The organism is Rubrivivax gelatinosus (assembly GCF_016583785.1).
Classification (GTDB): Bacteria; Pseudomonadota; Gammaproteobacteria; order Burkholderiales; family Burkholderiaceae_C; genus Rubrivivax; species Rubrivivax gelatinosus_B.
In genome coordinates this window covers 1-13,684 of sequence record NZ_NRRU01000025.1, presented here as the reverse complement: position 1 = coordinate 13,684, position 13,684 = coordinate 1, and the positions used below count along the sequence as shown (strand labels likewise).

12 protein-coding genes, 1 pseudogene and 1 riboswitch are annotated in these 13,684 nt (G+C 70.3%); of the genes and pseudogenes, 8 read left to right on the top strand and 5 right to left on the bottom strand.

All coding sequences use genetic code 11. The features are described 5' to 3' along the window. Window positions 1-18: 18 nt before the first annotated feature. Window positions 19-1,224: a formate-dependent phosphoribosylglycinamide formyltransferase gene (purT, locus tag CKO43_RS08580; protein WP_200227127.1), complete on the bottom strand. Its 1,206-nt coding sequence runs from the start codon at window positions 1,222-1,224 to the stop codon at window positions 19-21. 174 nt (window positions 1,225-1,398) lie between these two features. Between purT and CKO43_RS08575 the strand changes: the two genes are divergently transcribed. Continuing rightward, window positions 1,399-1,896 (top strand): hypothetical protein, encoded by a 498-nt coding sequence (locus CKO43_RS08575; protein WP_200227125.1) that lies wholly within the window; start codon window positions 1,399-1,401, stop codon window positions 1,894-1,896. 1 nt (window position 1,897) lies between these two features. Here CKO43_RS08575 and CKO43_RS08570 read toward each other — a convergent pair whose 3' ends face one another. Beyond that, the gene (locus tag CKO43_RS08570) at window positions 1,898-2,716 is read right to left on the bottom strand and encodes an HAD-IIB family hydrolase (RefSeq protein ID WP_200378390.1); all 819 of its coding nucleotides are present in this window, start codon (window positions 2,714-2,716) and stop codon (window positions 1,898-1,900) included. A gap of 30 nt (window positions 2,717-2,746) precedes the next feature. Between CKO43_RS08570 and ppk2 the strand changes: the two genes are divergently transcribed. The 4 genes from ppk2 to CKO43_RS08550 all read left to right on the top strand — a co-directional run bounded on the left by ppk2 (window position 2,747) and on the right by CKO43_RS08550 (window position 7,335). Next, window positions 2,747-3,910 carry a polyphosphate kinase 2 gene (gene ppk2, locus CKO43_RS08565; RefSeq protein WP_200378389.1) on the top strand — a complete coding sequence of 388 codons (1,164 nt, stop codon included), beginning with the start codon at window positions 2,747-2,749 and terminating at the stop codon, window positions 3,908-3,910. Window positions 3,911-3,966: 56 nt separating this feature from the next. Beyond that, window positions 3,967-4,043, top strand: a riboswitch (S-adenosyl-L-homocysteine riboswitch). An 82-nt stretch (window positions 4,044-4,125) separates the two neighbouring features. Next, entirely contained in the window at window positions 4,126-5,562 is a 1,437-nt protein-coding gene (gene ahcY / locus CKO43_RS08560) for an adenosylhomocysteinase (RefSeq protein WP_200227118.1), read from the top strand. Between the two features lie 192 nt (window positions 5,563-5,754). Then, entirely contained in the window at window positions 5,755-6,597 is an 843-nt protein-coding gene (metF, locus tag CKO43_RS08555; protein WP_200378388.1) for a methylenetetrahydrofolate reductase [NAD(P)H], read from the top strand. A 138-nt stretch (window positions 6,598-6,735) separates the two neighbouring features. Further along, a complete protein-coding gene (locus CKO43_RS08550) occupies window positions 6,736-7,335 on the top strand; it encodes an OmpW/AlkL family protein (protein ID WP_200227114.1) in 600 nt (199 codons plus the stop codon). Window positions 7,336-7,375: 40 nt separating this feature from the next. Here the strand turns inward: CKO43_RS08550 and CKO43_RS08545 are convergent, their stop codons facing one another. Together CKO43_RS08545 and CKO43_RS08540 are read right to left on the bottom strand one after the other, a co-directional pair. Further along, window positions 7,376-10,093, bottom strand: coding sequence for a S8 family serine peptidase (locus CKO43_RS08545; protein WP_200378387.1), 2,718 nt, complete (start codon window positions 10,091-10,093; stop codon window positions 7,376-7,378). A gap of 73 nt (window positions 10,094-10,166) precedes the next feature. Next, window positions 10,167-10,766: a 5-formyltetrahydrofolate cyclo-ligase gene (locus CKO43_RS08540; protein ID WP_200227110.1), complete on the bottom strand. Its 600-nt coding sequence runs from the start codon at window positions 10,764-10,766 to the stop codon at window positions 10,167-10,169. A gap of 55 nt (window positions 10,767-10,821) precedes the next feature. Here CKO43_RS08540 and CKO43_RS08535 point away from each other — a divergent pair, with 55 nt between their 5' ends. Next, window positions 10,822-11,154: a TfoX/Sxy family protein gene (locus CKO43_RS08535; protein WP_200378386.1), complete on the top strand. Its 333-nt coding sequence runs from the start codon at window positions 10,822-10,824 to the stop codon at window positions 11,152-11,154. Between the two features lies 1 nt (window position 11,155). On the opposite strand, the gene CKO43_RS08530 is transcribed toward CKO43_RS08535, so the two are convergent. Next, window positions 11,156-11,497, bottom strand: a complete 342-nt coding sequence (locus tag CKO43_RS08530; protein ID WP_200227105.1) for a DUF2917 domain-containing protein — start codon at window positions 11,495-11,497, stop codon at window positions 11,156-11,158. Window positions 11,498-11,593: 96 nt separating this feature from the next. On the opposite strand from CKO43_RS08530, the gene CKO43_RS08525 reads away from it, so the two are divergent. Beyond that, window positions 11,594-12,538, top strand: a complete 945-nt coding sequence (locus tag CKO43_RS08525; protein ID WP_200227103.1) for a LysR substrate-binding domain-containing protein — start codon at window positions 11,594-11,596, stop codon at window positions 12,536-12,538. A gap of 48 nt (window positions 12,539-12,586) precedes the next feature. After that, window positions 12,587-13,684: pseudogene (locus CKO43_RS08520) on the top strand (lytic transglycosylase domain-containing protein); the annotation flags it as partial.

The window sequence follows — 13,684 nt, the reverse complement described above, 5'->3', positions numbered from 1 at the left end:
CGCGGCGCCGGTGCCCCGTCAGGCCGCGCGCGGCTTGACGCGCGACGCCGCCAGCTTGGCGCGTTCGCGTGCGGTGTCGACGTCGTCGGCGTGCACCAGCGCCACACCCATGCGGCGCTTGACGAAGCTCTCGGGCTTGCCGAACAGGCGCAGCTCGCTGCCCGGCACCGCCAGCGCGTCGGCGACGCCGTCGAAGACGATGCCGGCGGCGTCGACGCCGCCGTAGACCACGGCGCTGGCGCCCGGGCTCTTCAGCGTCGTGTCCACCGGCAGGCCGAGGATGGCGCGTGCGTGCAGCTCGAACTCGTTCTGCCACTGCGTGGCCATCGTCACCATGCCGGTGTCGTGCGGGCGCGGGCTGACCTCGCTGAACCAGACCTGGTCACCCTTGACGAAGAGCTCGACGCCGAACAGGCCCAGACCGCCCAGGTCGTCGGTGATCTTCTTCGCGATGTCGCGCGCAGCGGCCAGCGCCGCCGGGCTCATCGGGTGCGGCTGCCAGCTCTCGACGTAGTCGCCGCTGACCTGCACGTGGCCGACGGGAGCGCAGAACTGCGTCTGCGGCTGGCCGTCGGCGCCGAGCGCACGCACCGTCAGCAGCGTGATCTCGTAGTCGAAGTCGATGAAGCCCTCGACGATGATGCGGCCGCCGGCGACACGGCCGCCGGCCATCGCGTAGTCCCAGGCCTTCTTCACGCCGTCGGGGCCGTCGATTCTGCTCTGGCCCTTGCCGCTGGAGCTCATCACCGGCTTGACGACGCAGGGATAGCCGATGCCGCCGGCTATCGCGGCCTGCAGTTCCTCGAGCGAGTCGCAGAAGCGGTAGGGGCTGGTCGGCAGGCCCAGGGTCTCGGCGGCCAGGCGGCGTATGCCTTCGCGGTCCATGGTCAGGCGCGCGGCGCGTGCCGTCGGGATGCAGCGGATGCGGCCTTCGGCTTCCATCTGCTCGAGCACCGGCGTCGCGATCGCCTCGATCTCGGGCACGACGAGCTGCGGCTTCTCGGCTTCGAGCAGCGCACGCAGCTGCTCCGGGTCGCTCATCGTGATCGTGCGCGCGTGGTGCGCGACCTGCTGGCCGGGCGCATTTTCGTAGCGGTCGACGGCGATGGTCTCGACACCCAGGCGCTGCAGCGCGATCAGCACCTCCTTGCCGAGTTCGCCGCTGCCCAGCAGCAGCACGCGGGTGGCGGAAGGGGCGAGCGGGGTGCCGATCGGAGAGCTCATGGCGGTGCGGGTTGGGAGTCGGTGAAGGCCGCGCATTGTCGCCGCGCCGGCGGCCCCGGCGCATGCCGAAACCGGGCCCGAAGGCACGCCTGAGGCCGCCTGTCTCGCCGCACAACGCGGACTTTGCCCGGCTTTTCCCGCTCAACGCTGGCGCCGCGGAGCCGAAACCCTCTCATGGCCCAACTCGACGACCTCTTCGGCGCCCCGCTGCATGAACACCGCGGCGCCCGCCAGCACCGCTTCATGGAGTCGGCGGACATCAACATCGTCTTCCGCGAGCTGTTCCGCCCGCTGCAGGCCAATGTGCGCCGCGGCATGACGATAGAAGGCCAGCTCTACGGCATCGAGATGGACCCCTGCATCCCCGGCGAGCTGCTGGGCTCGACCTGGATCGCGCCGGTCGCCGGCACCGCGTCCGACCCCGAGCGCCTGGCCGACGACACCCAGCGCCGCACCGTGCTGGCACAGCTGCTCTCCGACCCGCGACCCGAGGCGCTGTTCGTCTACGTCTGCGAACGCAAGATCAAGCGCCGGGCGGTGCTCTACGTCGAACTGGCATGCGAGGACGGGCAGTACGCGGCCGAGTTCCCGATCCGCTCGGCCCGCGGCTGGCACCACCGCGAGCTGGTCGAGGCGCCCTACCGGCGCCTGGCGCCGCGCGCGCTGGCCTAAATCAGCGCCCCGCCAGCACCGCGCGCGCGACTTCGGCGAAGCCGGCACCGCGTTCACCCGCGGTGATGAAACGCGGCCAGGTCCTCAGCTGGGCGGCGAAACGCCGCAGGTTGGCGACGCCGACCGACAGCGGGCAGGCCGCGAACATCTGCTGGTCGTTGGTCGAGTCGCCGACGTAGGCCCAGCGCCCGATCTCGGGCGCCAGCTCGCGCCCATACAGCCGGCGCAGCATCCACTGCGCTGCCGTCAGCTTGGAGTGGCCGCCGATCCAGCCGTTGACGTGGATCGAGCTGACGGTGGCCGTCAGCCCCTCTTCCTGCATCAGGCGCACGACCGCGGCGATGCTCGCTTCGTCGAGCCGGGTGAACTCGCTGTGGTCGACGGCGATGTCGGTGACGCGGCCGTCGCTGTCGCGCGCCAGCGCCGTGCCCGGCAGCTCGCGCAGCACGCGCTCGGCCGTGGCGCGCAGGCGCAGCGCGTTGGCTGCACGTTCGGCGGCGCTCTGGGCGTATTCGATGCGGGCGCCGTCGCCGTCGGGGATCAGCGCGACGCCGCCGTTTTCGGCCACCATCGCCGCCAGCGGCCAGATGCCCAGGTGCGGCACGCACCAGCCCAGCGGCCGGCCGGTGACGGCGATCACCGGCACGCCGGCGGCCTGCAGCTCGGCGAGCGCGGCGGCCGCCGGCGGGTCCAGGCGGCCCTCGGCGGTCAGCGTGTCGTCGATGTCGGTGAAGATGCCGAGCACGCCGTGCAAGGCGCCCGGATCGAGCTCGACGGCTTGACTCAAGATAATTGACAGCTCGGCTGGACGGTCGATCATGCAGTGGTCGCAACGTCGCGAGCACGTCTCATGGCCCAGGATTCTGCCGCAAGCCCTCTTCCAGCCAAGCCGGCACGCCGCGCCCGGCGCCCGCGTGCCGTCGCCAGCGGCGACGTCGCCCCGGCGCTCAACGGCGCCGCAATCGAACGCAACGTCGTCGAACGCGCCGCCGAACGCCACCAGACGGCGACCGCGATGGCGCTGAAGGACGTGCTCGCCGCGCACGCGGCGGGCGAACCGCACCCCGACGGCGAGTGGCTGCGGCAGGTGCAGGCGCTGGTCGCCGGCGCCTCGCCCGACGAAGCCAAGGCGCTGCGCCGGCTGCTGTTCGACCGCGACCGCGCGCCGGTCGAAGGCACCGACCCCGACATGGAGCTGCGCCCCGGCTGGCGCGACGGCGCCTATCCCTACCGCAACCTGATGTCGCGGCGCAACTACGAGCGCCAGAAGTACCGGCTTCAGGTCGAGCTGCTGAAGCTGCAGGCCTGGGTCAAGGACACCGGCCAGCGGGTCGTCATCCTCTTTGAAGGCCGCGACGCCGCCGGCAAGGGCGGTGCGATCAAACGGTTCATGGAGCACCTGAACCCGCGCGGCGCGCGTGTCGTCGCGCTGGAAAAACCCAGCGACGTCGAACGCGGCCAGTGGTACTTCCAGCGCTACATCCAGCACCTGCCGACGCGCGGCGAGATCGTGCTGTTCGACCGCAGCTGGTACAACCGCGCCGGCGTCGAACGCGTGATGGGCTTCTGCAGCGACGCCGAGTACGACGAGTTCCTGCGCCAGACGCCGGAGTTCGAACGGCAACTCGTCAGAAGCGGCGTGCACCTCTTCAAGTTCTGGTTCTCGGTCAGCCGCGACGAGCAGCGCCGCCGCTTCAAGGAGCGCCGCGCGCACCCGCTCAAGCAGTGGAAGCTGTCGCCGATCGACGTCGCCTCGCTCGACAAGTGGGACGACTACACGCGCGCCAAGGAATCGATGTTCCTGCACACCGACACCTCGGACGCGCCGTGGATCGTCATCAAGTCGGATTGCAAGAAACGCGCGCGCCTGAACGCGATGCGTTACCTGCTGCACCGCCTGCCCTACACGAAGAAGGACCTGCGCACGCTGGGCACCGTCGACACGCTGCTGGTCGGCCGCGCGGCGATCGCGAACTTCAGCGCGGACGAATTCACGCCGTCCAACGACTCCTGAGCCGGCACGCGGCCGGCGGCATGTTCCGCGCCGCCGGCCGTGGCTACAATCGCACACCTTCCGAGGAGCGTTGCAACCTCACCCGCTTGAGGCCAGGCTCGGAAACCTCCCATTGCAACCGCGCTCACCCGCACGACCGGCGTCGTGGGTGGGTGACGATCGTTTCCCCTTCCCGAGCGCAGGCGCGCGGGTTCCAACCCAACTGGAGCCTCGTGATGACCGCCGTTCTCAAAGCACAGCACCACCCGGATTACGCGATCGCAGACCTGTCGCTCGCCGCCTGGGGCCGCAAGGAACTCAACATCGCCGAAAGCGAGATGCCGGCGCTGATGGCGATCCGCGCCGAATACGCCGCGACGCAGCCGCTGAAGGGCGCGCGCATCACCGGCAGCCTGCACATGACGATCCAGACCGGTGTGCTGGTCGAAACGCTGCAGGCTCTGGGCGCCGAAGTCCGCTGGGCCTCGTGCAACATCTTCTCGACCCAGGACCACGCCGCCGCGGCGCTGGTCGAACGCGGCACGCCGGTCTTCGCCTACAAGGGCGAGAACCTGACCGACTACTGGGACTACACCCACCGCATCTTCGAGTTCGGCCCCGCCGGCAGCGAGGGCGAAGGCCCGAACATGATCCTCGACGACGGCGGCGACGCAACGCTGCTGATGCACCTGGGCAAGCGCGCCGAGAAGGACCTGTCGCTGCTGGACAAGCCGACGAGCGAGGAAGAGACCTGCCTGTACGCCGCGATCAAGGCCAAGCTCGCCGTCGACCCCACCTGGTACAGCCGCAAGAGCGCCCAGATCATCGGCGTCACCGAAGAGACGACGACCGGCGTGCACCGCCTGAACGAGATGTCGGCCAAGGGCACGCTGCTGTTCCGCGCGATCAACGTCAACGACTCGGTCACGAAGAGCAAGTTCGACAACCTCTACGGCTGCCGCGAGTCGCTGGTCGACGGCATCAAGCGCGCCACCGACGTGATGGTCGCCGGCAAGATCGCCGTCGTCGCCGGCTACGGTGACGTCGGCAAGGGCTCGGCGCAGGCGCTGCGCGCGCTGTCGGCCCAGGTCTGGGTGACCGAGATCGACCCGATCAACGCGCTGCAGGCGGCGATGGAAGGCTACCGCGTCGTGACGATGGACTGGGCCGCCGACAAGGGCGACATCTTCGTCACCGCCACCGGCAACAAGAACGTCATCACCTTCGACCACATGGCGAAGATGAAGAACAACGCCATCGTCTGCAACATCGGCCACTTCGACAACGAGATCGACGTCGCGGCGCTCGAAGCCAAGTGCCAGTGGGAAGAGATCAAGCCGCAGGTCGACCACGTCATCTTCGCAGACGGCAAGCGCATCATCCTGCTGGCCAAGGGCCGGCTGGTGAACCTGGGCTGCGGCACCGGCCACCCGAGCTACGTGATGTCGAGCTCGTTCGCGAACCAGACGATCGCCCAGATCGAGCTGTTCACGCACAGCGACTACTACGAAGCCGGCAAGGTCTACGTGCTGCCCAAGCACCTGGACGAGAAGGTCGCGCGGCTGCAGCTGAAGACGCTGAACGCCGAGCTGTCCGAGCTGACCGAGGAGCAGGCGGCCTATATCGGCGTGCCCAAGCAAGGTCCGTACAAGCCGGACACGTACCGGTACTGAGCCCCCGAAGCGCCTTTCGGCGCTTCCTCGGGCCCGGTCTGTCCACCGGACGAACCGGACCCCGACTCGGCCCCCGAGGGGGCCCACCAGCGCCCCGGCCGAGCCAGGCCGCGGCGTACGCTTGATGCGCCCCGAGTCCGCCAGCGGCGGCTCGGGCGCCTGCACAGCACGTCACCGCCAGCGAGTTCGCCCATGAGCACCACGCCCGTCAGCTTCGAGTTCTTCCCGCCCAACACGCCGGTCGGCGCCGACAAGCTGCGCACCGTCGTCCAGGACCTGGCGGCGGTGAAACCCGAGTTCTTCAGCGTCACCTACGGCGCCGGCGGCACGACGCGCGAGCGCACGCTGGATACCGTCAAGGCCATCGCCACGATGGGCCATGAGGCGGCGCCGCACCTGTCCTGCGTCGGCAGCACCGAGGCCAGCATCGCCGAGATCCTGGCCACCTACCGCGAGCAGGGCATACGTCGCATCGTCGCGCTGCGTGGCGACCTGCCCAGCGGCACCGCGACGGCCGGCGAGTTCCGATACGCCAGCGAACTGGTCGAATTCATCCGCCGCACCCAGGGCGACGACTGGTTCATCGAGGTCGCCGCCTATCCCGAATACCACCCGCAGCAGCGCTACGCGCGCCGCGACCTGGAGCACTTCGCGAACAAGGTCGGCGCCGGCGCCAACTCGGCGATCACGCAGTTCTTCTACAACCCCGACGCCTACTTCCACTTCGTCGACGAAGTGCACAAGCTGGGCGTGAAGGTGCCGATCGTGCCCGGCATCATGCCGATCCACAGCTACGCCAAGATCGCCCAGTTCGCCGCGCGCGACGGCATCGAGATCCCGCGCTGGGTCGCGCTGAAGATGGAAGGCTTCATGGACGACGCCGCATCGGTGCGCGCCTTCGGCATCGAGGTCGTCACGCGGCTGTGCGAACGCCTGATCGCGGGCGGCGCGCCGGGGCTGCATTTCTACACGCTGAACCAGTCCTCGCTGGCGCTGGAGATCTCCCGACGCCTGGGCTTGGCTCAAGCCAGCTGACGTCGGTCAAGAGCAACAACCCGGACGTTTCGACCCCGCCTGAAATGGAGGCTTTGCGCTGCCTCAAACTTGACGATGATGGGGGCGCGCCAAATTGATCCAGGCCATGTGGCCAGATCAAAAGTTGAGGAGTTATCCATGTTCAAGCGCACCGCGCTCGCCCTCGTCGCCCTGATGGCCGGTCTGGCCGCCCCGATGGCCCAGGCCCAGGCTGACGACAGCGGTTCGTGGATCATCCGTGCCCGCGCGCTCTACCTCGATCCGGCCAACAAGGGAACGGACCTGGATCTGAACGTCAACTCCAAGACGTTCCCGGAAGTGGACATCACCTACTTCTTCACGCCGAATCTGGCGACGGAACTGATCCTCACCTACCCGCAAAAGCACGACGTGAAGTCGGGCAACACGAAGCTGGGCACGCTCAAGCACCTGCCGCCGACGCTGACGCTGCAGTACCACTTCACCGGCCTGAACGGCTTCCGCCCGTACGCCGGCGCCGGCATCAACTACACGCGCTTCTCGAGCGTCGATCTGCCGGCCGGCGTCGACGTCGACAAGAACAGCTTCGGCGCGGCGCTGAACGTCGGTGTCGACGTTCCGCTGGGCGGCGGCTGGCTGTTCAACGTCGACGTGAAGAAGGTGCAGATCCGCACCGACGTGTCCGTCGGCGGCGTCGACCACGGCACCTTCAAGGTCGACCCGATGCTCTACAGCATCGGCTTCGGCAAGCGTTTCTGATGCGCTTCGCGGCCCGGTACGCCGGGCCGCCTTTTTCCGTTCAGTCCTGACGTTTCCTGGAGGCCGCCCGCGAGGCGGCCTCCGCGTTTCCGACGCCCACCGGCGTCAGCAGGAAGTCCAGCCCGCTGCGGTTGCCACTCAGGTCGACCGGCGTCAGCGTCGCACCCAGCACCGGATAGGCGCCGCAGGCCTCGCCTCGGCTGCAGACGACGCTGTCGTTGTCGTAGTCGCTGCCGGCAACGATGTAGACCGACTTGGCCGTGATGCCGCTCAGGCTGTAGCGGTAGCTGCCACCGGACGCGCTCACCAGCCCCTGCTGCACTATCTCGTCGGTGGCCGCGTCGTAGACCAGCACATAGACCGGCCCGATGTCGCCGCTGCCCGTGCCTTCCGCCAGCTTCTGGATGCTGAGCGTCACGATCAGCGTGCGCCGGCTGGTCGTCACCGTGATCGTGGGCGTGTACAGGCCGGTAGCCAGGCCGCTGCGGTCGACGCTGACGCGGTAGCTGCCGAGCCCGGCGCCGTCGACCGACAACGCGGCGACGCTGACCGCGCTGCTGTCGTCGCTGACCGACTGCACAGTCTCGTCGGTGTCGGCGGTCTTGCGCAGCGTGAAGTTCAGGCTGGTGGTGCTGGTGCCGAAGTCCAGCGACGAGGGCTGCGCCTCGATGACGCCCTGATCGACGGGCGCCGAGACGCCGTCCTTCAGGTTCAGCGCCGCGCGCACCGCCTTGGCGGCGTTGACGAGGCCCCAGCCGAAGTCGCTGTCGTGGCCGCTGGCGCCGTAGTCGTCGCTCAGCTGCCCGTCCTGCAGCAGCGCGTCGACCTGTGCCGGCGTGATGCCGGGGTAGGCCCAGCGCATCAGCGCGAGCACGCCGGCGACGTGCGGCGTGGCCATCGAGGTGCCCTGGTACTGGCCGTAGGTCGACACCCGGTTGCCGCCCGTTTCGAAGGTAGCCAGCGTGCTGTAGATGCCGTCGGGCAGGCCGGTGCCGTTGGTCGCCACACGCATGTCGCCACCGGGCGCAGCGAGCGCGACCTGGGTGCCGCCGTTGGCGTAGTAGGCGATGCCGCGCTGGGCATTGGTCGCGGTGACGGCGATGACACCGCGGCAGTTGGCCGGGAAGTCGACGGCGGCGATGCTGCCGCTGTCGCGTTCGGACTCGTTGCCGGTGGCGGCGACGACCATCGTGCCCTGGGCGCGAACGCTGGCGATCAGGGACTCGGTGTCGGCGTCGCAGGCCGTGCCTTCTGCGCCCAGGCTCAGGTTGGCGACGTCGGCACGGCGCGCGGGCAGCGTGCCGGAGTCGTTGTCCAGGCCGGCGGCGTAGCGCAGCGCCTGCAGGATGTCGTAGAAGCTGCCTTCGCCGCCCTTGCCGAGCACGCGCAGCGGCATCAGCTGCGCCATCGGCGCGACGCCGGCGACGCCGGTGCCGTTGAAGGTCTCGGCGGCGATGGTGCCGGCGACGTGGGTGCCGTGGAACGAGGGCTGCGACGCGTCCGACAGCAGGTCGTCGGGGTTGGAGTCGATGCCGCCGCCGTCGCCGGCCGAGTCGGCGTCGCGCACGAAGTCGTAGCCGCCGGCGATCTGGTTCTTCAGATCGGGATGGTCGGCGACGATGCCGGTGTCGAGCACGGCGACGATGGGCCTGAGCGTCGGCTGGGTCGTCATCGCGAGCAGGGTCTGCATCGCCGTCGGCAGCGCGATCTGTTCGTAGTGCCAGCGCTGCAGCGAATAGCGCTCGTCGTTGGGCGGGTAGCTGCCGACGAGCGTGGCGCTGGCGTGCACCGGGCGGTTGGCGACGACGTAGTCGAAGGCGCCGCTGGCGCGCAGCCGTTTGGCGTACTGCAGTGTCTCGACCTGCAGGCGCGAACTCGCGTCGAGCTCGTCCATCCAGGCCGGCCGGGGCGCGGCCTGCAACTCCTCGGCGGAGGCGCCGGCAAGCGCCAGCAGCCCGCGCCGCCGCGCCTTCTCGCTCGCGTCGAGCGCGAAGAGGCCGATGTGGCCCGGCGCGACCCGCCCCTTGAGCAGCGACAGCGGCTGCGCGGCGATCAGCGCACCGGCGGCAGTGGCCTTGGCGGTGCCGGCGGCCAGCCCGGCGATCAGTTGCCCGGGCAGCACGCGCTGCACCCCGACGGCGGTCGCGGTGTTGCTGCACGAACTGGCAGCACCGGCCGCTGCGATGCGCAGGTTGTAGAGCGAGGCGCCCTTGTTGGCCAGCACCTGCACCCAGTATTCGCCAGCGCTCGTGATGCGCAGGCACTCGGAGCTGCTGCTGCCGCTCGAATCGCCGACCAGCGCGTAGCTGCCGCCGGACTGGCGGTAGACATAGAGGTCCAGGTTGTGCACGGCCGGGTCGGCGCTGAAATCCAGCTCCAGCGTCTGCCCGGCGGCCAGCGTCACACGATAGAAGTCGTTGCCGTCGCCGGCCGCGTAGCTGGCGCCTTCGGGCCCCGTGCGCGGCAGGTTGACCGTTCCCATCACCTGGCTGGTGGCGGAGATCGCCTGGGCGCTGGCAAAGCCGTCGTTGGCGACCCGGGTCTGGTTGATGTCGTTGGTGTCGCCGTCGACGACGAGGTTGGCCGGCACGCTGAGCGTGCCCGACACCGTGAAGCCCGACGAACTGCCGGGGTCGTCGTTCCCGCCGTCGTCACTTCCACCTCCGCCGCCTCCGCCGCAGGCCGCCAGCGCGAGCAGCGCTGCGGCCAGCGCCGTGCGGCGCGCCAAGGACGAGATCGGGTAGGGCTGGGCACTCATCGGGTTCTCCTGCGTCACGCGGACGCCGGGCCGGATGATAGGCAGGCCGGGCGCAGGGCCGGCCGCAGGCGGATCAGACTCCGGGGCGCTGCCAGTGCACGCCGTCCTCCGTCAGCACGACATCCAGGGGCACGTCGTGCGCCTCGGCCTCGAGCCAGGGGACAAAACCGTGCGCGTAGCCGACACCCACGGTCAGCGGGCGCGGGCTGATCGTCGCGAGCGTACGGTCGTAGAAACCGCCGCCGTAACCCAGGCGCACGCCGCCCGGCCCGAAGCCGACACAGGGCACCAGCAGCAGCGCTGGCGCGAACTGCTCGGTGTCCTTGGGCTTGGGGATGCCATAGGCGTCTTCTTCCATCGGGCAGCCGGGGTACCAGACGTGAAACCGCAGCTGGCGCGTCTCGCGGTCCATCACCGGCAGGCCGATGCGACGGTCGGGTTCGGCCTCGCTCCAGCGATACAGCGCCGGCAGCGCGTCGAACTCGCCCTTGATCGGCCAGTAGGCACCGATCGTGGCTTCGCCGCGGCCGATCAGCCAGACGCGCAGCACTTCCTGCAGGTGCACCGAACGCTGGTGGCGGTCGACGAGCGACTGCCGTTCCGCCTGGAGCTGGCGCCTCAGCGTCTTCTTGTCGCGGGAGGGCTGCAGCGGCAGCTGGAACGGCAGTGTCATGGCGCGCATTGTGAGGCTTGGTACCGCGCCATGGGATGTCTAGACTGACACCACGATGCGCATCGACGCCTTCGCCGAACACTGCCACGAGCTGCTGTCGCCGCTGGGCGCGGTGCGCCGCCGCCGCATGTTCGGCAGCCACGGCTTCGACGTCGACGGCCTCTTCGTCGCGCTGATCGTCGGCGACGATTTCTATCTGAAGACCTGCGCCGCGACGCAGGCGGCATTCGAAGCCGCCGGCGGACGCCCGTTCCGCTACCAGCGCGCCGGCCGCGAGGTGCAGCTCGGCTTCTGGACACCGCCGGCCGAAGCGATGGACTCGCCGCAGGCGATGGCGCCCTGGGCCCGGCGGGCGCTGGCCGCTGCGCTGGCGGCGCGGCGGCGCTGAATCAGGCGGCGTGCGCCGCGCCCCAAGGCGCGTGCCAGCGACCGGAGCGGGACTGGCGCCGTGCCGGCGCCGGCTGCGGCGCTTCCAGCAACTCGACCTGGGCGGCCGGCCAGCCTTCGAGCACCCACTCGGTGCCGGCGGGCAGTTCGTGGCGTTCGCCGGTCTGCAGCCAGACGTCCTGCGCGTGCGGCCCGGCGCCGCTGCGCGTGAGCCAGACGCGGCCTTCGGACACCGCCAGCCAGCGCGGCTGGTTTGCGGCCGGCAGACGCACCGCCGTGGCCGGCTCGACGGCCCACTCCCACGGTGCGCGTTGATGCGGATCGGTCATGACGGCTTGGGACATATCGGACTCCCGAATGGGCTGCTTGGGAAGGAATTCTCGGCGGCAACAGGCCTGCGGTCCAATCAGGAATGCAGCGCACATTGATAATCAAACCGCATGAATAGACCGCGCCAGCGCCCCTTGTCCATCGGCCCCTTGCGCGCCTTCGAGGCGGTGGCGCGGCGCCTGGGTTTCCGCGCCGCCGCCGACGAGCTGCACCTGACGCAGCCGGCGGTGAGCCGCCAGATCCGCGCGCTGGAGGAAGAGATCGGCCTGCCGCTGTTCCTGCGCGGCACGCGCCACGTCGAACTCACCAGCGCCGGCGAGGCGCTGCTGCGCACCGTGGCGCCGCTGCTGGACCGGCTCGACGCCACCGTGCGCCAGATCCGCAGCGTGCAGGGCCGGCGCCAGGTGAACCTGACGACCTGGCCCTCGTTCGCGTCGATGTGGCTGCTGCCGCGGCTGCAGCAGTTCCAGCGCGAGCAGCCGGGCATCGACATCCGCGTCTCGGCGCAGGACGCGATCGTCGACTTCGACGACCCCGAGCTCGACCTGGCGCTGCGCTACTGCCACCCCGACAACGCGCCGCCGGGCTCGACGCTGATGTTCGGCGAGGTCGTGACCCCGGTGGCCAGCCCCGCGCTCGGCCCGCTAACCCGGCCCGAGGATCTGGCCCAGATGACGCTGCTGGAAGAGGATTCGCAGCTGCCCAGCGTCGAGTACCTGAGCTGGCGCCACTGGCTAGGCGCCAAAGGCGTGCCCCTGCTCGAGCCGCGCGGCTGGCTCTATCTGAACTACACCTACCAGCAGATCCAGGCCGCGACCGCGGGCCAGGGCGTCGCGCTGGCGCGCATGGCGCTGGTGCGCGAGTCGCTGGCACGCGGCGAGCTGGTCGAACCCTTCGGTGCCGCCGGTCGCCTGCGCTCGCCCTTCGCCTACTGGCTGGTGCGCTGGCCGTCGCGGCGCGAACGGCCCGAACTGGCGGCCTTCGAGACCTGGGTGCTGGAGCAGGCCGAGGCCACACGTTCCGGGCTCGACGACGAAGCCTTGGCGGCCGGCTGAAACGATCGCACGGCGGACGGCCTCTCACGATCCGCTAGATTCGGCTCCATGCACGTGCTGTACCGCTTCATCCGCCGGATGCCCGGCCGCGCCGGCGCCGCCGTCGCGGCCCTGGCGCTGCTGCTGCCCGCGGCGCAGGCCCAGACCGGCGACGACCTCATCCTCGACGCCCGCGCCGCCTGGCAGAAGGGCGACCGCGCCAAACTCTCGGCGCTGCGCAGCGCGGCGCTGTTCGCCGAACACCCGCTGGCCGCCTGGGTCGACTACTGGGACCTGACGAGCCGGCTGGCCGAGGTCCAGCCGGCCGAGGTCGAGGCCTTCTACCGGCGCTGGAGCGGCAGCTACCTCGAGGACCGGCTACGCAACGACTGGCTGCTCGAACTCGGCAAGCGCCGCGACTGGGCGAACTTCGCCCGCGACTACCCGCGCTTCCGCATGAACGACGACCGCGAGGTCGCGTGTTACGCCCGCCTGACCGAGCACCTGGCCGGCCGCGACGTGCGCCAGGACGCGCTCACGGCCTGGTACGCCCAGCGCGAGGCCGACGACGGCTGCGCGCTGATGGCGCAGACGCTGTTCACCGCCGGCCGCTTCGGCACCGACGACGTCTGGCAGCAGGCGCGGCTGGCGCTCGAGCTCGAGCGCCAGAACTCGGCGCGCGGCCAGCGTTCGCTGCGCAGTGCGGTGCAGCTGCTCGGGCCCGAGACGCTGAAGGCCGTCGACGACGCGCTCGCCAACCCGGCCCGCCTGCTGGCACGCAGCGACGTGCCGCCGTCGATCGCGCTCGTCGCGCTGCTGAAGCTGGGCGCCAATGACCCCGCCGGCGCCGCGGCGCAGCTGGCCGGCGGCTGGGACAAGCGCCTGACGGCACGCGACGCCGCCTTCGCCTGGGCCTTCGCCGGCAAGTGGGCCGCGGTGCTGCAGCAGCCGCAGGGCCAGGACTACTACCGCCGCGCCTGGGCACTGAACGGCGCCGCCCAGCCCAGCTGGAGCGACGACACGCTGGCCTGGGGCGTGCGCGCCGGGCTGCGCGCGGCGCAGGCACCCGACCGCTGGGCGCTGATCGCACGCGCCATCGACGCGCTGAGCCCGGCCGAGCGCAGCGACGCCGCCTGGGTCTACTGGCGCTCGCGCGCGATGGCGCGT